The following is a 21667-nucleotide window of genomic DNA, read 5'->3' as shown; positions in this document are numbered from 1 at the left end:
GTTTGGGGGAATTAAGGATGAAAATAGTAGTAGTAGGTGGTGGACCAGGAGGATATGTAGCAGCTATAAAAGCTTCTATGCTTGGTGCAGAGGTGACAGTTGTTGAAAAAAGAAGAGTTGGAGGAACTTGCTTAAATGCAGGATGTATACCAACTAAAGCACTTCTTGCTTCTTCAGGGGTATTAAATACTGTGAAGGAAGCAAAGGATTTTGGTATAGAGATAGATGGTACAGTTACACCAAATTTCACTGCCATAATGGAAAGAAAAAATAAAGTTGTAAATCAATTAATAAGTGGTATAGAATTCCTATTTGAGAAAAGAGGAGTAAAACTAGTTAATGGTTTTGGAAAATTAATTGATAAAAATACTATAGAAGTAACAAAAGATGATGGAACAGTAGAATCTATAAAAGCTGATAAGATAATACTAGCTAATGGTTCTGTTCCAGTTGTACCAAGAATGTTCCCATATGATGGAAAGATTGTAATAACTAGTGATGAAGTTCTTGGACTTGAAGATATACCTGAATCTATGTTAATAGTAGGTGGTGGAGTTATAGGATGTGAAATAGGGCAATTCTTTAGAGCCTTAGGAACAGAAGTAACTATAGTTGAAATGGTTGACCAGATACTATTAAATGAAGATAAAGATGTAGCAAAACAACTACTTAGACAATTTAAGAAAGATAAGATTAAAGTTATTACAGGTATTGGAGTACAAACTTGTGAAGTAGTTGATGGTAAAGCTGTTGCAACTCTTTCTAATGGAAAGGTTATAGAAGCACAATATGCATTAGTATGTGTTGGTAGAAGACCTAACCTTGATAATTCTGGAGTAGAAGATATAGGAATTGAAATGGAAAGAGGAAAAGTAGTAGTTAATGAGCATCTTGAAACTAATGTAGAAGGTATATATGCAATAGGTGATATAATAGATACTCCTTTCTTAGCACATGTTGCTTCTAAAGAAGGTATTGTTGCAGTTGAAAATGCTTTAGGAAAAACTAAAGTAGTAGATTATAGAGCAATTCCAAGATGTGTTTATACTGAACCTGAAGTTGCTGGTGTTGGTAAAACTGAAAAACAACTTGAAGCTGAAGGTGTAGAATACAATGTAGGTCAATTTGATTTTAGAGGACTTGGAAAAGCACAGGCTATAGGACATTTCCAAGGATTTGTAAAAATAATAGCTGATAAAGAAACAGATAAAATAATAGGTGCAGCAGTAGTAGGTCCTCATGCTACAGATTTATTAACAGAGTTATCACTTGCTGTTCATCTAGGATTAACTGTAGAACAAGTAGGGGATGCAATACATCCACATCCAAGTTTATCTGAAGGACTAATGGAAGCACTTCATGATGTACATGGAGAATGTGTTCATTCTGTACCTAAATTATAATAAGTAAACAGAGTACATAAGGCTCTGTGGCTAGATTTAAGGGGGAAGTCTTAAAATGGGATACAATATAGCTGTTGCAGGAAAAGGTGGAACTGGTAAAACAAGTCTCACAGGGCTTTTGATTGATTATTTGGTTAAGGACAATAAGGGACCAGTATTAGTTGTAGATGCTGATGCTAATGCTAACATAAATGAAGTATTAGGTATTGAAGTTGAAGCAACAATAGGAGAAATAAGAGAAGAAGTAAATCAAAGAGAAAAGTTAGGCAATGCATTCCCAGGTGGTATGACAAAAGCACAATATCTACAATTTAGATTAAATTCTATAATTGAAGAAGGAGAAGGATATGACTTGTTAGTAATGGGGAGATCAGAAGGGGAAGGATGTTACTGTTTTGTAAATGGGATACTTAGAGAACAAGTAAACAAAATATCTGGTCACTACAAATACTTAGTCATGGACAACGAAGCTGGTATGGAACATCTAAGCAGAAAAGTTACTAGACATGTTGATACACTTTTATTGGTTAGTGATTGCTCAAGACGTAGCATACAAGCTGTTGCTAGAATAAGAGATTTAGCTGAGGAACTAAAATTAAATGTTGGAAGAATACTTCTAATTGTAAATAAGGTTCCAAATGGGGTTATGAATGATGGTGTTAAAGAGGAAATAGAAAAACATAACCTAGAGCTAATTGGTGTTGTACCTATGGATGAATTGATATATGAATATGATTCTACAGGTATTCCTTTAGTTAATTTACCTGAAGATTCAAAATCTAAAGTGGCTATGAAAGAGATTTTTGCTAAATTAGAATTAAAATAGGCTTAAGGGGGAAAAAAATATGGCATTTAAAATGTCTACTCAAAAATATTCTGGAAAAATATCAGAAGTTGAAGTAGGAATAGGGGAAAAAGCAATTAAATTAGGTGGGGAAAATGTATTACCTTTTTATAGTTTTGATGGAGAAGTAGGGAATACTCCAAAAATAGGTATAGAAATATCAGACGTTTATCCTGAAAGCTGGACTGATTCATATAAAGAGTTATACAAAGATGTAGCTAATTGTCCAGTAGAATGGGCTAAATATGTTGAAGCTAATACACAAGCAGATTTTATTTGTTTAAAATTTGATGGTTCTGACCCAAATGGATTAGATAAATCAGTTGATGACTGTGCTGAAGTTGCTAAAGCAGTAGTTGAAGCAATAACATTGCCTTTAGTAGTAGCTGGTTCAGGAAATCATGAAAAAGATGGTAAACTGTTTGAAAAATTAGCTCAAGCGTTGGATGGGCATAACTGTCTATTTATGTCAGCAGTAGAAGATAACTACAAAGGAGTAGGAGCATCAGCTGGAATGGCTTATTCACACAAAGTTGGAGCAGAATCTTCTGTTGATATAAACCTAGCAAAACAATTAAACGTACTGTTAACTCAATTAGGCGTTAAAGGTGAAAATATAGTTATGAATGTTGGATGTTCAGCAGTTGGTTATGGATATGAATATGTTGCATCTACTATGGATAGAATTAGACTTGCAGCATTTGGTCAAAATGATAAGACATTACAAATGCCTATCATAACACCAGTAGCTTTCGAAGTAGGTCATGTTAAAGAAGCTATAGCTCCAGTAGAAGATGAGCCAGATTGGGGTTGTCCAGAAGAAAGAACTATAGCAATGGAAGTTTCAACTGCAGCAAGTGTTTTAGTAGGTGGTTCAAACGCAGTTATACTTCGTCATCCAAAATCAATAGAAACTATAAAAGAATTGGTTAACGCATTAGCTTAATTAAATTGTTAAGGTTAGGGGGAGAAAATAATGGCATTAAAAGCTTTAGATATATTTAAATTAACACCAAAGAAAAACTGTAAGGATTGTGGATTCCCAACTTGTATGGCTTTCTCTATGAAGGTTGCTTCAGGAGCTGTAGAAGTAGGCAAATGCCCACATATGTCTGATGACGCTATAGCAAAACTATCAGAAGCTACAGCACCTTTAATGAAAGCATTAAAAGTTGGTACTGGAGCATCTGAATATGAACTAGGCGGGGAAACAGTATTATTTAGACATGAAAAAACATTAGTAAGTAGAAATAGATATGCAGTTTCATTCTGTACTTGTATGAGTGATGAAGCAGTAGATGCTAAAATAGCTAACATGAAAAAAGTTGACTATATAAGAATTGGTGAACAAATGAAAGTTGAAATGGTTGTTTTAGAATACTGTGGAGACAAAGATGCATATTTAAAACTAATAGACAAAATAAAAGGTAGCGGATTAGAAGTAGCTTATATTTTAGCTTGTGATGATGCACAAGCAGTTAAAGAAGCTGTTGAAGTATTAAAAGATGCTAGACCAATGGTATATGGAGCAACTAAAGATAACTACAAAGATATGATAGAAGTAGTTAAAGGAGCAAACCTACCATTAGGAGTAAAAGCAGCTAGCTTAGAAGAATTATATGAAACAGTTGAATTAGTTCAATCTGCTGGATATAAAGAATTAGTATTAGATGTAACTGGAGAAAATATAAAAGATACTTACACTAATGCTGTGCAAGTTAGAAGAATAGCTTTAAAAGAACAAGATAGAACATTTGGATATCCTTCAATAGTATTTGCAAATAGATTATCTAACTCAAATCCTATGATGGAAATTGCTTTATCATCAATATTTACTATAAAATATGGTTCTATAATAGTAATAGATGATATTAGTTATGCTAAAGCATTACCATTATTTGCATTAAGACAAAATATATACACTGACCCACAAAGACCAATGAGAGTTGAACCAAAGATTTACCCAATTAATAACCCAGATGAAAATTCTCCAGTATTAGTTACTGTTGACTTTGCATTAACTTATTTCATAGTTGCTGGAGATATAGAAAGATCAAAAGTTCCAGTATGGTTAGTAATACCAGATGCAGGTGGATATTCAGTTCTTACATCTTGGGCTGCTGGTAAATTTGGTGGAAATTCAATCTCTGCTTTCATCAAAGAAAGTAAAGTAGAAGAAGTAACTAATTGTAAAGACATTATCATTCCAGGAAAAGTTGCAGTACTTAAAGGTGATATAGAAGATAACTTACCAGGATGGAATGTAGTTATAGGACCAGAAGAATCTATGGAATTACCTAAGTTCTTAAAAGGATACCAAGAAAAAGCATGCCAAACAAACTAATAAAATATTAACTAACTATTAATATTAAATTTAAAGGGGGACATTATAAATGGAAAAATTTATGATTATAGGTGAAAGAATACACTGTATCTCACCTTCAATAAGAAAGGCATTAGCAGAAAGAGATCCAGCTCCAATATTAAAAAGAGCAAAAGAACAATTAGAAGCAGGAGCACACTATATAGATTTCAATATAGGACCTGCTGAAAGAGATGGCGAAGAGATAATGACATGGGGAGTTAAGCTACTTCAATCTGAATTTAACAATGTTCCTATAGCATTAGATACAGCTAATAAAAAAGCTATCGAAGCTGGACTTAAGGTTTATGATAGAACTAATGCAAAACCAATAATAAACTCTGCTGATGCTGGTTCAAGATTTGATTTAATAGATATAGCAGCTGAATATGAATCAATGGTTATAGGTTTATGTGCAAAAGAAGGTATCCCAAGAGATAATGATGAACGTATGGCTTACTGCCAAGAGATACTAGAAAAAGGCTTAATGCTAGGAATGGAGCCAACTGATATATTATTTGACCCATTATGCTTAGTTATAAAAGGTATGCAAGAAAAACAAGTAGAAGTTTTAGAAGCTATAAAAATGATGACTGAAATGGGACTTTTAACTACAGGAGGATTATCTAATGTATCTAATGGATGTCCTAAACATGTTAGACCTGTTTTAGATAGTGCATTCTTAGCAATGGCAATGGCTAATGGATTTAGTTCAGCTATAATGAATCCATGTGACCCAGAATTAATGAAAACTGTAAAATCTTGTGACATAATCAACGGGGCATCTTTATATGCAGACTCTTTCTTAGAGTTAAATGAAGGTGGATTTGCTTTCTAGGGTTTTTAGGGTATAGTTAATAAAAAATAGGTGTAAATATTAAAGGGGGAAATAGAATGAATCTATATAATATAATCTTTACAGGGTCAGAACAAGCTTTGGGTGCAGCTCAAGCTATGTTAAATGAAGCTATAGAAAAAAACGGAAAAGAACATAAAGTAGCTTTCCCTGATACAGCATATTCATTACCTTGTATATATGCTGCAACAGGACAAAAAATGAACACTTTAGGGGACTTAGAAGGTGCTTTAGAAGTAGTAAAATCTTTAATCAATAGAACTCATTTATTAGAACATGCTTTTAATGCTGGTTTAGCTACTGCTTTAGCTGCAGAAGTAATTGAAGCATTAAAATACTCAACTATGGATGCTCCATATAGTGAGCCATGTGCAGGTCATATAACTGACCCTATAATCAGATCACTTGGTGTACCACTAGTTACAGGAGATATACCTGGTGTTGCAGTTGTTCTTGGAGAATGTCCTGATGCTGAATCAGCAGCAAAAGTTATAAAAGACTACCAATCTAAAGGTTTATTAACTTTCTTAGTTGGTAAGGTTATAGACCAAGCTATAGAAGCTGGAGTAAAAATGGGTCTTGAACTAAGAGTTATACCTCTAGGATATGATGTAACTTCTGTTATCCACGTTGTATCTGTTGCAGTAAGAGCAGCATTAATATTCGGTGGATTAACTCCTGGTGATTTAAACGGATTATTAGAATACACAGCTAATAGAGTTCCTGCATTTGTTAATGCTTTTGGACCATTAAGTGAATTAGTTGTATCTGCAGGTGCTGGAGCAATAGCTTTAGGATTCCCAGTTGTAACTGACCAAACTGTTCTTGAAGTTCCAATGAATTTATTAACTCAAAAAGATTATGATAAGATAGTAGCTACTTCATTAGAAGCTAGAGGAATAAAAATAAAAGTTACTGAAATACCTATACCAGTTTCATTTGCAGCAGCATTTGAAGGTGAAAGAATTAGAAAGAGCGACATGTTTGCTGAATTTGGTGGAAATAAAACTGAAGCTTGGGAGCTTGTTGTTAAGAAAGAAGCTGCTGAAGTTGAAGACCATAAGATAGAAATAATAGGACCAAACATAGATGAAGTTGAAGCAGATGGTGTATTAAGATTACCACTTGCTGTAATAGTTAAAATAGCTGGTAAAAACATGCAAGAAGATTTCGAACCAGTTCTTGAAAGACGTTTCCACTACTTCTTAAACTATATAGAAGGTGTAATGCACGTTGGACAAAGAGATATGGCTTGGGTAAGAATCTCTAAAGATGCATTTGATAAAGGATTTAGACTTGAGCATATAGGAGAAGTTTTATATGCTAAGATGTTAGATGAATTTGAATCAGTTGTTGATAAGTGTGAAATAACTATAATTACAGATGCAGAAAAAGTTTCTGAATTAAAAGGTGAAGCAATAGCTAAATACAATGCTAGAGATGAGAGATTAGCTTCATTGGTTGATGAAAGTGTAGAGACTTTCTATTCTTGTAACTTATGTCAATCATTTGCACCAGCTCACGTTTGTGTTGTTACTCCTGAAAGACTTGGTCTTTGTGGAGCAGTTAGCTGGTTAGATGCTAAAGCTACTAAAGAATTAGACCCTACAGGTCCTTGTCAACCAATAGAAAAAGGTGAATGTTTAGACGATAGAACAGGTGTATGGAACTCTGTAAATGAAACTGTAAACCAAATATCTCAAGGTGCAGTTGAAGCTGTTACATTATACTCTATATTAGAAGACCCTATGACTTCTTGTGGATGCTTCGAGTGTATCTGTGGTATAATGCCAGAAGCAAATGGATTTGTTGTAGTTAACAGAGAATTCCCAAGCGTTACTCCAGTTGGTATGACTTTCGGAGAACTTGCTTCTATGACAGGTGGAGGAGTTCAAACTCCAGGATTCATGGGACACGGAAGACATTTCATATCTTCTAAAAAATTCGCTTATGCAGAAGGTGGACCAGAAAGAATAGTTTGGATGCCAAAAGAATTAAAAGATTATGTAGCTGATAAATTAAATGCTACAGTTAAAGAAATGACTGGAATAGAGAACTTCTGTGATATGATTTGTGATGAAACTATAGCTGACGATTCTGAAGGAGTATTAGCTTTCTTAGAAGAAAAAGGTCATCCAGCATTAGCTATGGAAAGTGTAATGTAATTGATGGAAAATTTAAAATAATGTGATATAATATTAATATGATTTAAATAAATTAATCAATAATATAATATTGGGGGTCTATCGAAATGAAATTATTACCAGAATTAAAATACTCTAAAGATCATGAATGGGTAAAAGTAATTGATGGAGATGTTGTATATATAGGTATAACAGATTATGCTCAAGATCAATTAGGAGAAATATTATTTGTTGAAACACCAGAAGTAGAAGATACTGTAACTAAGGGAGTAGATTTTGGAGTAGTTGAATCTTCTAAAGTAGCTTCTGATTTAATATCTCCTGTTAATGGTGAAGTATTAGAAGTTAATGAAAAATTAGAAGATGAACCAGAATGTATAAATGAAGACCCATACGAAAACTGGATATTAAAAGTAAAACTAGCTGATGTTGCTGAGCTTGATACATTATTAAGTGATAAAGAATACGAGGCTGGATTAGAATAATTAAAGACTAGGGATGTTATTATAATTGGGGAAAGTATAGTAAAATTTGAGTGCACGCAAATTTAGCTATACTTTCCTTTTATAATATATAGAACAAATTGGGAGGGATATCATGATAAAGGTAAATTTTATGCCAAACAATAAAGAAGTTTATTGTAATGAGGGGGATATATTACTAGAAGTTGCAAGAAATGCTGATATATTTATAGATGCTCCTTGTAATGGAAATATGTCTTGTGGTAAATGTAAGGTAAAGTTGTTAAAAGGTAAGGTTGATACAGAAAAAACGAGACATATAACAGATGACGAATGGGAGCAAGGTTATATATTAGCTTGTTGTACAAAAGTAATCTCAGATATAGAAATTGAAGTTCCTTCTAAAGTATCATCTTCTATGCATGGTATGAAGATTGAAGGTAGCAATAAACAAAAAGATAGAGAAATTTTTGAGAGAGCTAAAAAAATAATAGAAAAGCATAACTTACAATTTAAGACAAATATAAAAAAGAAATACATAGAAATGGAAGAGCCAAACTTAGATGACAATATAAGTGATGTAGATAGATTAGAAAGACATGTTAGAAATCATCTGGGATACAATGAAATAGATTTTAGATTAGATATACTTAGAAAGATGCCAACGATATTTAGAAAGAGCGATTTCAAAGTTACAATAACATATGTTCAAAAACAAAAGAAACTTACAATCATAAATATAGAAGAAGGAAATAAGGAAAATTCTCTTTATGGAGTTGCAATAGATATTGGTACAACTTCGGTAGTTGTATGTTTAGTAGACTTATATTCAAAAGAAGTAGTAGATAAAGCATCATCTGGAAATGCTCAGATAAAATATGGAGCAGATGTTATAAATAGGATTATATATTCGACTAAGAAAAACGGATTAGAAACTTTACACAAAGCTATAGTCGATGAAACTATAAATCCTCTATTAAAAACATTATATGAAAGAAATGGCATAAATAAGGAGGATGTAGTCACTTTAGTAGCTGCTGGAAATACAACTATGACAAGTTTATTCTTAGGGGTGTATACAGACTTTTTAAGACAAGAACCTTATATACCACCATTTTTAAAATCTCCAAAACTTATGGGTGAAAATGTAGGTCTTTTTGTAAATGATAGTGCATATGTGTACTTAGCTCCATCTGTAGCAAGTTATGTAGGAGGAGATATAACAGCAGGGGTATTATCAGCTGGTATATGGTCAAGTGAAGAAAATGTTTTATTTATAGACTTAGGTACCAATGGAGAGATAGTATTTGGAAATCAAGACTATATGATGAGCTGTGCATGTTCAGCAGGTCCTGCATTTGAAGGTGGAGGCATAAGCTGTGGAATGAGAGCATCAGCAGGAGCAATAGAGAAGGTGGCTATTGATAAAGGAACTTTAGAGCCTACATTAAAAATAATAGATGAATGTGCACCAGTTGGTATATGTGGTTCTGGTATAATTGATTTAATTTGCCAAATGATTACTAAGGGTGTAATAGATAGAAGAGGTAAGATATATAGAGATTTAAATAATAAGAGAGTCAGATTTAATGAACATGAAATAGGAGAGTATGTATTAGCATTTAAAGAAGAATTTGATTTGGAAAATGATATAGTAGTAAATGAAGTGGACATAGATAATTTTATTAGAGCTAAAGGAGCTATATATTCAGGAGCATATACTCTTGTAGATAGCTTGGGTATGGATTTTAGTATATTAGATAGAGTTTATATAGCAGGTGGTATAGGAAATAACCTAGATATAGAAAATTCAATAATTATAGGATTACTTCCTGATATCGATAGAGAGAAATTTACTTATATAGGAAATAGTTCACTTGTAGGTTCTTACTTGGCTCTTATAAGTAAAGATGCCAAAAATAAACTTGAAGAAATAGGTAAACAAATAACTTATGTTGAACTTAGTGTTTATCCAAGTTACATGGACGAATTTATTTCTGCATGCTTCTTACCACATACAAATATAGAGCAGTTCCCAACTGCAAAGCAACTACTAGAAGAGTAAAATATCAAAATATAGATGCATAGGTAGAGCATTAAAACATAAATGTAGAGGATTAAATTATGTATAAGGATTTGTCTGAGAAAATGAGAACTGCGTTTGACATTAAATTAAGAAATTTCGGAAATGAGATAGAGTTTGCTTATCCGAATCAGACTCTAGCTCTTAGTACTACAAGTAATAAGTGTAGTCTTAAATGTGCTCATTGTAATGGTCATTATTTAGAAAATATGATACCAATTGAGGACTATAAAGAAAAAGTTAAATCAAGAAATATAACTAGTTTTTTATTAAGTGGTGGTTGTAGTTATGAAGGTGATGTCCCAATAAATACCCATATACAGACCATTAAAAAGTTAAAGGAACAAGGATACAGATTAAATGCTCATTTAGGGCTTATGGATAAAGAGAGTATTATAGAATTATGTAAGTATTTAGATATAGTTTCTTTCGACTTGGTATTCGATAAAGAAACTATAAAAGAAGTTTATAAAATGGATAAAAGCAAAGAAGATTATATTAAAGCTTACAATACAATAAGAGAAAATACAGAAGTAGCACCACATATATGTATTGGTTTAAAAGGAGGAAAAGTAAAAGGTGAGTATGAGATTATAGAATACTTACAAAAAAATCCTCCTAATAAACTGACATTTATAGTTCTTATTCCTACAAAAGGTACTGAATATGAAGATGTAGAATCTCCTAATTTGAAAGAAGTAACAGATGTTTTATGTGAAGCTAGAATTAGTTTACCAAATACCGAGATTAACCTAGGTTGTATGAGACCTAGAGGTGTGTATAGAAAAGAACTAGACCAATTAGCTATAATGTGTGGAGTTAATAGAATAGTTCTTCCATCAAAATCTGCTAAGAATAAGGCTATAGATATGAATATGACAATAACTGAATGTAAGGAGTGTTGCGTTTTATGATTAGATTATCATCAGGGACAGCAATAGAACTTGGAATATTAAATAAAAAAAGCGATATACCTCCTACTACAGCATATATAATGATTGGGGAAAAATGCATAAACAAATGTAGTTTTTGTTCTCAATCAATAGAAAGCAGTACTAGAAAAGATAAATTATCAAGAGTAGTTTGGCCAGAGTATTCTAAAGAGGAAATATTGAATGCTTTGAGAGCATATAACGGGAAAAATATAAAGAGAATATGTATACAATCAATGGCAAGTGAAGAGGCACATAAATCTGTTTTAGATTTTATAAATTACATAAATGGTAAAATAGATATGCCTATTTCATTGTCTGCAAAATTAGAAAGTGATGAAGAAATAAACAAGTTTTTTTCTGCTGGAGTAGATAAAATAGGAATAGCGATAGATGCAGCAAGTAAAGACTTATATGAAAAAATAAAAGGATATAATTATGATGAAAAATTGAATTTTATAACAAAAATGTCAAAGTTATATCCTAATAAAATCAGCACACATATAATTGTTGGTATGGGAGAAAGTCATGAAGACATATACAACCTATATACTTATTTAAAGAAGAACAATATAACTATTAGTTTATTTGCGTTTACTCCAGTTAGAGGAACTAAAATGGAAAAAATAAGTCAACCAAATATAGAAAGTTACAGAAGAGTACAGCTAATGTCCTATATGATAAATAAAGGTTATTCACAAGAATACTTTGAATTCAAAAATGGATACTTGGAAAATATAAAACTAGATGATGAGACTGTATCAGATATAAACAGGGGTTACCCTTTTGAGATAAGAGGCTGTAAGGATTGTAATAGACCATATTATAATGAAAGACCAGGAAGTACTATATATAATTATTCAAGACCTTTAAATCAAGATGAGATAGATTTGGCTATAAGAGAACTAAATCTGTAAATGATTTCTTGAATATATTTATACTAAAGATTGGGGCGTAATAATCATGAATCAGTGGAGAGTTATACATAATAAATCATATGATGGTGCAATGAATATGGCAATTGATGAAGCTATATTTACTGCATATAAAAAAGGATGTGTGAAGCCAACACTTAGATTTTACACTTGGAAGCCAGCTTGCTTGAGTGTAGGATATTTTCAAAAACTTGAAGATGAGGTAGATTTAGATAAGTGTAAGTGCATGAATATAGACTATGTCAGAAGAATCACAGGAGGAAGAGCTGTATTACATGATAATGAGCTAACTTATAGTATAATTATAGGAGAAGATAACCCTTTAATTGATAAAAGTATAAATCTATCTTATAGATATATAAGTGAAGGTTTAGTTAGAGGATTGAATTTAAGTGGTATAGAAACAGATAACTTAAATAGTGGAGAGAGAATAGGTAGAGAAAATTTATCAGCTGCATGCTTTAATGCACATGCATCATATGAAGTTACTATTAATAATAAAAAGGTAATTGGAAGTGCTCAAAGTAGAAAAGACGGTGTTTTGTTACAGCATGGTTCAATAATAATGGATTTTGATGTAGAAAAATTGTTTAAATTAATAAAGGCTAAAACACCAGAACTAAAAGAAAGAGCAATGAAATTCACAGCTAAAAAGGCCAGTGGAATAGAGAATGAAATTGGTAAAAAAATAGACATAAATATTCTACAAGCTAATCTAATAAAAGGACTGGCTAGTCAATTTAATGTTGAGTTTGTAGAAGAAGACTTGACTGATTATGAAAAGCAATTAGCTGAAGAATTATATAAAAAATACAAGGATGAAGAGTATAATAAAAAGCGTTAACTTTAATTGACTTTAAGTAAATTAAAGTGATATACTTAAGGTATAATAATATACGAAAATTGAAATCATGAAGGTTTCTTTGGTGTATTGAAATACCTGAGGAAGTCTTTTTTTGATTTTTAATAAAAATCATATTAGGAGGAGATTTATATGTGTGAATCATCAGCTTTCATTTGTAAGAATAACAATGAATTAGAAAAGGTTATGGAGAATGTGGTTAATATAGACCCTTGTGATGGAAAGATTTATTTAACTGATTTATTAGGAGAACAAAAAATAATAGATGGAATAATTAAAGAAATAAGATTGATGGACCATAAGATAATAATACAAGAAAATTAATTAATAGGGGAATTTCATATGATAATAGCAGTGATAGATGGAATGGGTGGAGGTATAGGAGCCCAGATAGTTTCTTCTCTGAGAGAAGAATTACCTACATATGTAGAAATTTATGCACTAGGAACTAATTCTATAGCAACTAGTTCTATGATGAAGGCTCATGCTAATAAAGGAGCTACAGGGGAAAATGCTATAGTAGTATCAGCTAGAAAAGCCAATATAATAGTTGCACCTATTTCTGTAATAATACCTAATTCTATGATGGGGGAAGTCACTTGTAATATAAGTGAAGCTATTGCAGATAGTGAGGCACTTAAGATACTTTTACCTATTATGCCAGAAAATATAGAGTTAGTTGGATTAGAAGGTAAACCATTAGCACTACTTGTAAAAGATTCTGTTAATGTTATAAAAAAAGAATTTAATATAAAATAACAGGGGGAATAACTAATGATGTTTGATAGAGAGATTATAAGATACCACCATGGGCACCATGACCATGACGACCATTGCCATGAACATACTCATGGAGATATGTGCCATGAACATCCACACGACCATGACCACGAACATAATCATGAAGAATCATCAGAGTCTAAAGATGAGAAAACTTTAAAAATACTTTTAGTACATTGGATAAATCATAATGAGACTCATGAAGAAGGATTTAGAGAATGGGTAGAAAAGGCTAGAGCTATTGGAAAAGAAGAAACTGCAAAGAGTATTGAAAAAGCTATAGAATGTATGGAAGAAGCAAATAAAATGTTATTAGAGGCTAAAAAACATATGTAAATATGATTGTTAAAATCGCTTATATATTTTGATATAGGCGATTTTTTATGCCTTATTTATATTTAATTATTGAAATTTCTAATGAGTATGTACTATACTTTAATGAGGAAATTTATTATAAAACTGAGTTATTTAATATATCTTCGGCTTCAAATATTACTGGAGATAGTTAAGGAGTAGTAGTTCAATTTAATAAAAGGAGAGAATTAGTTATGAAAGATGGTCATATACATTCACCTTATTGTCCTCATGGAAGTAAGGATGATTTTGAAAAATATATACAAAGGGCAATTGATGTTGGTCTAACAGAAATGACATTTACAGAGCATTTTCCATATCCAAATGGATTTCAAGACCCTGCACCTGAAAATGATAGTTGCATGAATCCTGAAAATTTATCAAATTACCTTAATGATGTTAAAAATTTCAAGCATAAATATGAGAGCGAAATTAAGATAAATGTAGGAGCGGAAGTAGATTTTCTTGAAGGTTATGAAGAAGGCATAAAAAACAATTTAGATAAATATGGTGATGAATTAGAGGATTCTCTATTATCAGTACATATAATTAAAATTGATGGTGCCTATTGTTGTGTGGACTATAGTGTAGAAGAGTTTCAAAATCTGATTGATAAGCTTGGAAGTATTGAAGCTATTTATAATAAGTATTATGAAACATTAATAAAAGCTGTAAATGCTGATTTAGGTACATATAAACCAAAGAGAATAGGTCATTTAAATTTAGTTAGAAAGTTTAATCAAGTATTTCCATATAATTATGAAAGAAATAAAGTTCTTGAAGAATTAATAAAGTTAGTTAAAGAAAAAGGATATGAACTTGATTACAATGTTTCTGGAAACAGAAAAGAATATTGTAAAGAGCCTTATGTAGATGGATACTTATTAGAATTAGCAAAAAAATATGATATTCCATTAGTTCTTGGCTCAGATTCTCACTGTGCAGAGGAAATAAATAATTATGATATAGGATAAAGATGTATATATTATAATCCTAAAGTTATGATAATTTATATTTTTAAAGTATTTATTTAAAAGATTGTAAGTAGATTTATGTAAAATAAATCTACTTACAGTCTTTTTGTTAAATTAGAAAAATATTTATAGATTTGTTCAGTATGAAAGTTTTATAATTAATATTTTTTCATGGATATAGCCTATTTTTACTTATCTTAACAATCATAAAGTGCTTTTAGTATTTAGAGATATTACTGCATAAGTTTATCATTTTCCATTATTATTGGGTCTAGTAATTCTACATTTCCTTCTGACATCTTTAATCTATTGAACATATAATTTTTCACATCTTTTTTACTTTTGAACTTAGTAACTTGGTAAGGTGATGTAGAACCATATTTTTCTATAAATAAGATATCTTTATCAGTTTTGATACATATACCTGTATGACCTATAAATACATTTTTAGTTTCTGGATAACGAAGAAAGCCACTTATAATAGACATATTTTTATTATCTTTAAAAGATATTTTTCTTTTTTTCCACTCTTTTTTTATTTGTTCTGCATTTTTATTTATATCATCTGTGTCTTGAGTTGGTATTGCAGAGAAAAAGTTAATAAATTTTTCTACATCCTTTGAGTTAAATTTTGCATCTCTATTATTCATTATAGTATCTAAATCAATACTTAAATCGATAGAATCTCCAGTAAACTTCTCTTTTGAGTTGATGAAATCTTTAAAAAGTCTAAATGCTGTTATTCTACAATTTACATCCATATAGTTAGGAAACTTTTCCATCCAGTTACTTTGTAATTTATCTAAATTGTATGGAACCTGTTTTGTGTTAATTGAACTATATCCAGACTTAGATATATTTACATTGTTTTGAAGTATTTTAATTTGAAGTTTGTTGTAGCTCCTAACTGATTTAATAAAAATATCAATATCTTTCTTATTTATTTTATTTTTTTCTAATACATTTTTCACTTGATTTTCTATCTTTCTATCTATTATGTTAGAGTATACTAATCTGCTATTATCTTTAATAGTTGAATATGCAAAGATTGTAAGTATGCTTGATAACACTAAAATAGCAGACAATATTGCTATTAGTAAATTTTTTCTCACCTGTTTTTCTCCTTTATAAATTTATTTTGTCGACATATTTATAGTATATAGTACATTTAATTTTAGCTTCAATATGTTTTTAATTACAAAACTGTTGCAAAAAATATAACTTTATTTAAAACTTTTTTTTAATATATAAAAATATATACTAAATAGGGGTATATATTCTTTGAATTTTTAACTAATTTATTTGGAGATTGATTATAGGATTTTATAAGTAAAAAATGAGTAAGCTATCAATGAAATATATAGTGAGACTAGTTTTTTGGATGTAGTATTTTGGTAAATAAGTAGGTTTGAGATATATGATAAATTTTACTTTATTAAAAATAAAATTTATTAAGTTCAATAAATATACTATTAGACTCATTAAAAGTTTAAAAATTTTATTTTTTTAATTCAACTATTCCCCAAAAAATTAGGTTTTAAGGAATAGTTAAATTAAAAAGTTTGGTTACATAATAGTAATTTTAGTTACAAGAATGAAACTGTAAAAATTAGATTTTTATTTATATAATTTCACTAAGAACATTTAATTTAGGAGGTAAAATATGAAGTTAAAAAAATTAAAAACTGGTATGGTCATGGCATTAACAATAATAACTATTGGGACGTCACTGATAAATGTATCAGCTATGGAATTAAACAGGAGTGAAGAATTTGAGACTAAGTACAGTGAAATGAAAAAAGAATTTCAAGAAGAGTATGGAAAGGAAGATAAATTCAAAGTCGTGCTAGATGATGAATTTACAAAAGAAGAAGTAAATGGAGCTAAAGGGATTATAAAGACAACTAATAAAATGAATAATGAGGTTGTAGTTTTAAATTATTTTGATGAAATGAAATCAGGAATTGAATTTGAATTAAAACCAAAAGCTGAAAAAAATGTAATTTTAAGAGCTGAGTTTCAGCAAGGATATGGAAATGAAGATAAATTTAAAGTTGTACTAGACGATGAATTCACAAAAGAAGAGGTAAATGGAGCTAAAGGGATTATAAAGACAACAGATAAAGAAACAGGTGAAGTTATTGTATATAATTACTTTGATGAGCTTGAAAAGTAATATTTAAAGCCTTTAATTAAAAAAAGAATCAGATTTAAAAGTATATAGTATCATGTATAGATTTTAAATTTATAACAATCTATACAGTTAAATAGCCGAATTGTATCAAAAATATAAAAGAATTAAATATAAAAAGAATTGTATAAAAATAAATTTTTCATATAGGGGTGAACTTTACATATTAGAGTTCACCCTTATAAAAAAATATAAAACAACATCTGGCTATATTTAATGTTCAAGTATATTTTTGAATATGTTCATATAGAGTGATTATTTATAGATAGCTGTTATTTACAGACCATAATCTAGTTTAACTTGAGATATTTATATAGTTTTTTTATTTATGGTCTTGAGATATTTATATGGCTTTTTTAACTTCTAGCTTTGATTTTAAAATATCAAGGAATTTATAACAATCGTCTGGATAAATTTCTCCCATATTTGCAACTTGGAACATATTATCATCTAGAAATTTGCCTTTTCCTGGATATACCACATAACCATTTTCTTCTTCTAGTTCTAATATAAATCTATTTATATCAATTTCTTTAGGAAGAAATACAGACGTAACAGTATTAGACATATATTTATCTGGAAGTAAAAATGTTAGACCTAGTTCCTCCATACCATTTCTTAAAATAGCAGAACATTCTTTATATCTTTCTATCTTACTGTCATCTTCTAAAAATTCAGTTAAAGCTTCATTAAGAGCAAATATTAAAGTGACATTAGGTGTATTTGGTGTTTGAGAAGATGATTTTGCAAGCTTATAATGTTTGTAAAGGCTAAGATACACATTTTTACATTGATCTTCTTTAATATTTTGTAAAACGCTTTCTTTAGCACAAAGATATGCAGAGCCTGGAAATGCCCCAAGGGCTTTACCACCAACACCTGTTATTATATCTATATTAAACTCATCAACATCAATGTATTCACCAGCAGATGCACTTATTGCATCAACAAAAAATATTTTGTTATATTTTTTTGCAAGTTTTCCTAATTCAGGTACAGGATTTATCATTCCTGAACTAGTCTCATGAAATACCATAGCAATTACTTTTATGTCAGGATTTTCAAGTAAGTATTTTTCTAAAATATCTAAGTCTGGATATTCAGCCCATTTAAAGTCTGGTTTGTAGGTCTTAACACTATAAGCAGATAATATTTCTTCTAGCCTTTCTCCAAATACACCATTACTAACTAATAAAGCAGCATCTTCTTTATCAAATATAGAAGATAATACACATTCATTTACAGATGTTCCAGAACCAGATACAACTAGAGAATAATAATCAGAAGTTGCATTATATAATTTACCGATTTTTTGTTGTGTATCTTTAAATAAATTCATGAATTCATTTCCTCTATGACATATATCATAGTGAAGAAGTGAATTTCTAACCCTATCTGTAACCATTACTGGTCCAGGACTAAATAGATATGTTTTTTTCATTGCAAATCCTCCTTAAAGTTTAATTTAAATTTTATGATGACTGTTTATGTGTATATATTAAAAGTTTATGTGTTAATTTAACTAGATTATAGAATAAAACTAATAATATTGCAATAATATTTTAATTAAAATACTTTAACAATCAAAAAAAGTAAAAATATACAAAAAATATTGTAATAAATATTGTATAAATCCCCAAGATGATATAGAATATAAATAAGTTGAATAGATTTTATATTCAAAAAATAATAAAAAATCTATTAATTCTGAAAATAAAGGGGGACGCTTAAAGTGAAATATGTATTAGCAATTGATCAAGGAACAACAGGAACAAGAGCAGTATTAATAAATGAAAAATCAGAGTTTGTTTTTAGTGATTATATGGAGCATACTCAAATCTATCCACAATCTGGATACGTCGAACATGACCCTATAGAAATTTGGAATAACACAAAAACTGTAAGTAATAATGTACTACAACAAGCTTTTAAAAGTGGAATAGATGAAAGTGATATAAAGGGAATAGGTATAGATAATCAAGGTGAAACAGTAATGCTATGGGATAAAAATACAGGTATGCCATTATACAATGCAATTGTATGGCAGTGCAGAAGAACCTATGATTATGTTGAAAATTTAAAGAATATACCAGGATTAGAAAATAAGATAATAGATAAAACAGGACTAATCATAGACCCTTATTTTTCAGGGACAAAAATTAAATGGATAATAGATAATGTAAAAGGTGTAAAAGAAAAAATCAAAAATGGAGAAGTACTTGCTGGAACATTAGATAGCTGGTTAATTTGGAAAATGACAGGAGGAAAGTCTTTTTTAACTGATGTTTCTACAGCAGCAAGAACCATGCTTTTTAATATAAGAGATATGAATTGGGATAGAGAATTACTTGATATTATAGGAGTTCCTAGAAGTATTTTAGCGGATATAATGCCTACAAGTGGTGATTTTGGGACTACAGACAAAGGGGCATTTTGTGGTGTATCAATAAAAATTACTGCTTCGATGGTTGACCAGCCAGCAGCTCTATTTGGAAATGGATGCTTTGAGCCAGGTATGGTTAAAAATACTTATGGAACAGGATGTTTCTTATATATGAATATAGGTGAAGAGTTGAAAATAGCGGGTAATGGTATATTAACAACTGTTGCTTGGAAAATAGGAGACAAAATTACATATGCTTATGATGGCGGAGTATATATAGCAGGTGCTGCAATACAGTGGCTTAGAGATGGAATTGGAGTTATAAAAAATTACTCAGAAACTGATGATATGGCTAACTCAATACCAAGTACTGGTGGTGTATATTTTGTTCCAGCGTTTGCAGGGATTGCAGCACCTTATTGGGACCAATATGCAAGAGGTACAATGGTTGGTATAACAGGCAGTACTAAGAAAGAGCATATAGTAAGAGCTACTCTTGAATCTGTTGCACTTCAGGTCAAAGATGTTGTTGACTCTATGAATTTAGCTTCAGGAAAGGATATAAAAATGCTAAGAGTGGATGGTGGAATTACAAAAAATAATTTTACAATGCAGTTTCAATCCGATATATTAGATATACCAATTGAAATTGCAGAAAATCCTGAGACAACAGTGCTTGGAGTAGGATATATGGCAGGTCTTTCCTGTGGTGTTTGGAATAGTATTGATGAAATTAGAAATGAGTTTACAATAAGTAAAGAATACACTCCAAATATGACAAAACAAAAAAGAGAAGAAATTTTGCTTGGGTGGAATCAAGCAGTAAAAAGAGCTATGAACTGGGAAAACGATACCAAAAAGATGTGTGCTAATTAAAGTACAACATAGTATTTACATGTATAGGAGGAATTAAATATGCCCTTTGATAAAGTTATATTATATATAATGGCTGTAGGGGTGCTTTTAGGAGCATTAGATAGGATAATTGGAAATAAATTTGGTCTTGGTGAACAATTCGAAGAAGGTTTTAATTCAATGGGTCCACTAGCTTTAGGGATGGTTGGTATAGTTTGTTTAGCTCCAGTTATCTCAAATGTATTAGGACCAGTAATAATACCAATATTCAATTTATGTGGAGCAGACCCATCTATGTTTGCAACCATATTAGCAAATGATATGGGAGGATATCCATTAGCGATGGAACTTGCACACAATAAAGAAGCAGGGATGCTTGCAGGATTAGTTGTATCATCAATGCTTGGGTGTACACTTGTATTTTCAATCCCAGTAGGATTAGGCCTTATAGAGTATGAAGACAGACCATTTTTTGCAAAAGGGTTATTAATAGGATTAATAACAATACCTTTTGGAGGGATTGTAGGAGGAATGATAGCAGGATTTAATTTATCAATGGTGATTATAAATATGGTGCCAGTAATAATATTAGCAGTAATATTAGCAATAGGTCTGAAAGTAAATTCAACACTTATGATAAATGGGTCTTTAGTTTTTGGAAAAATTATATCTATATTGATAACAATAGGATTAGGTGCAGCAGCATTTCAAGAAATAACAGGGGTAGTACTTATAAAAGGAATGACACCTATAAGAGAGGGTATTCAAGTAATTGGAAGTATTGCAATAGTATTATTGGGTACTTTTCCTATACTACATTTATTAGTTAAAGTTTTAAATAAACCACTTACAGCAATAGGTGGAAAATTAGGTATGGATGCAACAAGTGCAGCTGGATTAGTTTTCACTTTAGCTAATAGTATTCCAGTGTATAAAATGATGAAAGACATGAGCCCAAAGGGAAAAGTAGTAAATACAGCATGGTTAGTTTGTGCAACAGCAGCACTAGGTGATCACCTAGGATTTACAGCAGGAGTAGTGCCAGAGATGATTACACCTGTTGTAATTGGAAAGTTAGTTGGTGGAGTATTGGCGATTGCACTTGCTATGGTAATGACAAAAGATTTAACAGCAGAAGAAGAGCAAAGTAGTAAAATGAAAAAAGAGGTTGTATAAAAGAATTAATGTTAAAGTAAGCGTTAAGCTAAATTAAAAAATAGAGTTAAGTTAAAAAAATAAGGTAAATAA

20 protein-coding genes are annotated in these 21667 nt (G+C 30.5%); 18 read left to right on the top strand and 2 right to left on the bottom strand.

Annotated elements, in window-relative coordinates:
• Window positions 1-17 precede the first annotated feature (17 nt).
• The 15 genes from lpdA (at window position 18) to hisJ (ending at window position 14990) form a co-directional block, all read left to right on the top strand.
• The gene (gene lpdA, locus IC174_RS12305; protein ID WP_227433447.1) at window positions 18-1403 is read left to right on the top strand and encodes a dihydrolipoyl dehydrogenase; all 1386 of its coding nucleotides are present in this window, start codon (window positions 18-20) and stop codon (window positions 1401-1403) included.
• A gap of 55 nt (window positions 1404-1458) precedes the next feature.
• Window positions 1459-2229: a carbon monoxide dehydrogenase accessory protein CooC gene (locus tag IC174_RS12300; protein ID WP_021383511.1), complete on the top strand. Its 771-nt coding sequence runs from the start codon at window positions 1459-1461 to the stop codon at window positions 2227-2229.
• A 19-nt stretch (window positions 2230-2248) separates the two neighbouring features.
• Window positions 2249-3193: an acetyl-CoA decarbonylase/synthase complex subunit delta gene (gene acsD / locus IC174_RS12295; protein WP_227433446.1), complete on the top strand. Its 945-nt coding sequence runs from the start codon at window positions 2249-2251 to the stop codon at window positions 3191-3193.
• Between the two features lie 30 nt (window positions 3194-3223).
• Window positions 3224-4591 carry an acetyl-CoA decarbonylase/synthase complex subunit gamma gene (acsC, locus tag IC174_RS12290; protein ID WP_227433445.1) on the top strand — a complete coding sequence of 456 codons (1368 nt, stop codon included), beginning with the start codon at window positions 3224-3226 and terminating at the stop codon, window positions 4589-4591.
• Window positions 4592-4640: 49 nt separating this feature from the next.
• Window positions 4641-5447 carry a carbon monoxide dehydrogenase/acetyl-CoA synthase methytransferase subunit gene (gene acsE / locus IC174_RS12285; protein WP_227433444.1) on the top strand — a complete coding sequence of 269 codons (807 nt, stop codon included), beginning with the start codon at window positions 4641-4643 and terminating at the stop codon, window positions 5445-5447.
• 56 nt (window positions 5448-5503) lie between these two features.
• On the top strand, window positions 5504-7630 hold the full coding sequence (acsB, locus tag IC174_RS12280) for an acetyl-CoA decarbonylase/synthase complex subunit alpha/beta (protein ID WP_227433443.1): 2127 nt from the start codon (window positions 5504-5506) through the stop codon (window positions 7628-7630).
• 86 nt (window positions 7631-7716) lie between these two features.
• On the top strand, window positions 7717-8094 hold the full coding sequence (gene gcvH / locus IC174_RS12275; RefSeq protein ID WP_003418363.1) for a glycine cleavage system protein GcvH: 378 nt from the start codon (window positions 7717-7719) through the stop codon (window positions 8092-8094).
• A 112-nt stretch (window positions 8095-8206) separates the two neighbouring features.
• Window positions 8207-10135 (top strand): corrinoid activation/regeneration protein AcsV, encoded by a 1929-nt coding sequence (gene acsV, locus IC174_RS12270; protein ID WP_227433442.1) that lies wholly within the window; start codon window positions 8207-8209, stop codon window positions 10133-10135.
• A gap of 59 nt (window positions 10136-10194) precedes the next feature.
• Window positions 10195-11067: a radical SAM protein gene (locus IC174_RS12265; RefSeq protein WP_227483004.1), complete on the top strand. Its 873-nt coding sequence runs from the start codon at window positions 10195-10197 to the stop codon at window positions 11065-11067.
• Complete coding sequence (locus IC174_RS12260; RefSeq protein WP_227433440.1) at window positions 11064-12002, top strand: radical SAM protein; 939 nt, start codon at window positions 11064-11066, stop codon at window positions 12000-12002. Before IC174_RS12265 ends, IC174_RS12260 begins: the two co-directional genes overlap by 4 nt.
• A gap of 46 nt (window positions 12003-12048) precedes the next feature.
• Window positions 12049-12864 (top strand): lipoate--protein ligase family protein, encoded by an 816-nt coding sequence (locus IC174_RS12255; protein WP_227483003.1) that lies wholly within the window; start codon window positions 12049-12051, stop codon window positions 12862-12864.
• 150 nt (window positions 12865-13014) lie between these two features.
• On the top strand, window positions 13015-13206 hold the full coding sequence (locus IC174_RS12250; RefSeq protein ID WP_227433438.1) for a CooT family nickel-binding protein: 192 nt from the start codon (window positions 13015-13017) through the stop codon (window positions 13204-13206).
• Window positions 13207-13224: 18 nt separating this feature from the next.
• Entirely contained in the window at window positions 13225-13641 is a 417-nt protein-coding gene (locus IC174_RS12245) for a DUF3842 family protein (RefSeq protein WP_227433437.1), read from the top strand.
• A gap of 15 nt (window positions 13642-13656) precedes the next feature.
• Window positions 13657-13998 (top strand): zinc transporter, encoded by a 342-nt coding sequence (locus tag IC174_RS12240; RefSeq protein ID WP_227483002.1) that lies wholly within the window; start codon window positions 13657-13659, stop codon window positions 13996-13998.
• A gap of 212 nt (window positions 13999-14210) precedes the next feature.
• Window positions 14211-14990 carry a histidinol-phosphatase HisJ gene (gene hisJ, locus IC174_RS12235; protein WP_227483001.1) on the top strand — a complete coding sequence of 260 codons (780 nt, stop codon included), beginning with the start codon at window positions 14211-14213 and terminating at the stop codon, window positions 14988-14990.
• A 233-nt stretch (window positions 14991-15223) separates the two neighbouring features.
• Here the strand turns inward: hisJ and IC174_RS12230 are convergent, their stop codons facing one another.
• Entirely contained in the window at window positions 15224-16102 is an 879-nt protein-coding gene (locus IC174_RS12230) for a DUF4300 family protein (RefSeq protein ID WP_227483000.1), read from the bottom strand.
• 551 nt (window positions 16103-16653) lie between these two features.
• Between IC174_RS12230 and IC174_RS12225 the strand changes: the two genes are divergently transcribed.
• Window positions 16654-17166 carry a hypothetical protein gene (locus tag IC174_RS12225; RefSeq protein WP_227433433.1) on the top strand — a complete coding sequence of 171 codons (513 nt, stop codon included), beginning with the start codon at window positions 16654-16656 and terminating at the stop codon, window positions 17164-17166.
• Window positions 17167-17524: 358 nt separating this feature from the next.
• On the opposite strand, the gene IC174_RS12220 is transcribed toward IC174_RS12225, so the two are convergent.
• Window positions 17525-18622: a pyridoxal-phosphate-dependent aminotransferase family protein gene (locus IC174_RS12220; RefSeq protein WP_227433432.1), complete on the bottom strand. Its 1098-nt coding sequence runs from the start codon at window positions 18620-18622 to the stop codon at window positions 17525-17527.
• A gap of 291 nt (window positions 18623-18913) precedes the next feature.
• On the opposite strand from IC174_RS12220, the gene glpK reads away from it, so the two are divergent.
• Both glpK and IC174_RS12210 read left to right on the top strand, forming a co-directional pair.
• Window positions 18914-20440: a glycerol kinase GlpK gene (gene glpK / locus IC174_RS12215; RefSeq protein ID WP_227433431.1), complete on the top strand. Its 1527-nt coding sequence runs from the start codon at window positions 18914-18916 to the stop codon at window positions 20438-20440.
• A gap of 39 nt (window positions 20441-20479) precedes the next feature.
• Window positions 20480-21595 (top strand): ethanolamine utilization protein EutH, encoded by a 1116-nt coding sequence (locus IC174_RS12210; RefSeq protein WP_227433430.1) that lies wholly within the window; start codon window positions 20480-20482, stop codon window positions 21593-21595.
• Window positions 21596-21667 lie beyond the last annotated feature (72 nt).

The sequence above is a fragment of the Clostridioides sp. ES-S-0001-03 genome, assembly GCF_020676075.1.
GTDB lineage: Bacteria > Bacillota > Clostridia > Peptostreptococcales > Peptostreptococcaceae > Clostridioides.
The sequence above is the reverse complement of the archived record's forward strand: the minus strand, read 5'-3'. Positions and strand labels throughout refer to the sequence as shown.

Coding starts and splice junctions, on each gene's coding strand:
- IC174_RS12250 (WP_227433438.1), top strand. CDS start 13,015: ATGTGTGAATCATCAGCTTTCATTTGTAAGAATAACAATGAATTAGAA.
- acsB (WP_227433443.1), top strand. CDS start 5,504: ATGAATCTATATAATATAATCTTTACAGGGTCAGAACAAGCTTTGGGT.
- IC174_RS12225 (WP_227433433.1), top strand. CDS start 16,654: ATGAAGTTAAAAAAATTAAAAACTGGTATGGTCATGGCATTAACAATA.
- IC174_RS12220 (WP_227433432.1), bottom strand. CDS start 18,622: ATGAAAAAAACATATCTATTTAGTCCTGGACCAGTAATGGTTACAGAT.
- acsD (WP_227433446.1), top strand. CDS start 2,249: ATGGCATTTAAAATGTCTACTCAAAAATATTCTGGAAAAATATCAGAA.
- IC174_RS12240 (WP_227483002.1), top strand. CDS start 13,657: ATGATGTTTGATAGAGAGATTATAAGATACCACCATGGGCACCATGAC.
- IC174_RS12245 (WP_227433437.1), top strand. CDS start 13,225: ATGATAATAGCAGTGATAGATGGAATGGGTGGAGGTATAGGAGCCCAG.
- IC174_RS12300 (WP_021383511.1), top strand. CDS start 1,459: ATGGGATACAATATAGCTGTTGCAGGAAAAGGTGGAACTGGTAAAACA.
- hisJ (WP_227483001.1), top strand. CDS start 14,211: ATGAAAGATGGTCATATACATTCACCTTATTGTCCTCATGGAAGTAAG.
- IC174_RS12255 (WP_227483003.1), top strand. CDS start 12,049: ATGAATCAGTGGAGAGTTATACATAATAAATCATATGATGGTGCAATG.
- gcvH (WP_003418363.1), top strand. CDS start 7,717: ATGAAATTATTACCAGAATTAAAATACTCTAAAGATCATGAATGGGTA.
- acsE (WP_227433444.1), top strand. CDS start 4,641: ATGGAAAAATTTATGATTATAGGTGAAAGAATACACTGTATCTCACCT.
- IC174_RS12265 (WP_227483004.1), top strand. CDS start 10,195: ATGTATAAGGATTTGTCTGAGAAAATGAGAACTGCGTTTGACATTAAA.
- IC174_RS12210 (WP_227433430.1), top strand. CDS start 20,480: ATGCCCTTTGATAAAGTTATATTATATATAATGGCTGTAGGGGTGCTT.
- acsV (WP_227433442.1), top strand. CDS start 8,207: ATGATAAAGGTAAATTTTATGCCAAACAATAAAGAAGTTTATTGTAAT.
- acsC (WP_227433445.1), top strand. CDS start 3,224: ATGGCATTAAAAGCTTTAGATATATTTAAATTAACACCAAAGAAAAAC.
- lpdA (WP_227433447.1), top strand. CDS start 18: ATGAAAATAGTAGTAGTAGGTGGTGGACCAGGAGGATATGTAGCAGCT.
- IC174_RS12260 (WP_227433440.1), top strand. CDS start 11,064: ATGATTAGATTATCATCAGGGACAGCAATAGAACTTGGAATATTAAAT.